The 473-nt window shown below is 48.6% G+C and carries 2 tRNA genes and 1 rRNA gene; all 3 read right to left on the bottom strand.

What is annotated here, in order from left to right:
- Positions 1-169: 169 nt before the first annotated feature.
- Positions 170-245, bottom strand: a tRNA-Ala gene (locus GM658_RS28635).
- Positions 246-250: 5 nt separating this feature from the next.
- Positions 251-327: transfer RNA gene (locus GM658_RS28630), tRNA-Ile, on the bottom strand.
- A gap of 64 nt (positions 328-391) precedes the next feature.
- Positions 392-473, bottom strand: a 16S ribosomal RNA gene (locus GM658_RS28625); the annotation flags it as partial.

Here is a 473-nt window from a genome sequence, read left to right as displayed (position 1 = left end):
ATAACCTTGACGGCTATCAGTTCAAGCACTTACTACTGTGTTTGATGAGTTTTACTACTACCCTAAGTAGATATCTTTCGATATCCGCTTAATAAAACTTTTACTTCTTCCAGATTGTTAAAGAACGGTACTACTCTTATGTCTGCGTCTGCGCACACATAAGAGTATTTGGTGGAGGATGACGGGATCGAACCGACGACCCCCTGCTTGCAAAGCAGGTGCTCTCCCAGCTGAGCTAATCCCCCGTGTATGGTAGGGCTGGTTGGGCTCGAACCAACGACCCCCGCGTTATCAACACGGTGCTCTAACCAGCTGAGCTACAGCCCCAAATACTGCTCTTCTATTACAACAGCCGATAAGTGTGAACGTTTGAGTCTGATGCCGACTCTAGAAAGGAGGTGATCCAGCCGCACCTTCCGATACGGCTACCTTGTTACGACTTCACCCCAGTCACGAATCCTACCGTGGTAAGC

It is taken from the genome of Massilia eburnea (genome assembly GCF_009720745.1).
GTDB classification, from domain to species: domain Bacteria; phylum Pseudomonadota; class Gammaproteobacteria; order Burkholderiales; family Burkholderiaceae_D; genus Rugamonas; species Rugamonas eburnea.
Note: the sequence above shows the minus strand (reverse complement) of the source record. Positions and strands in the feature narration are given on the sequence as shown.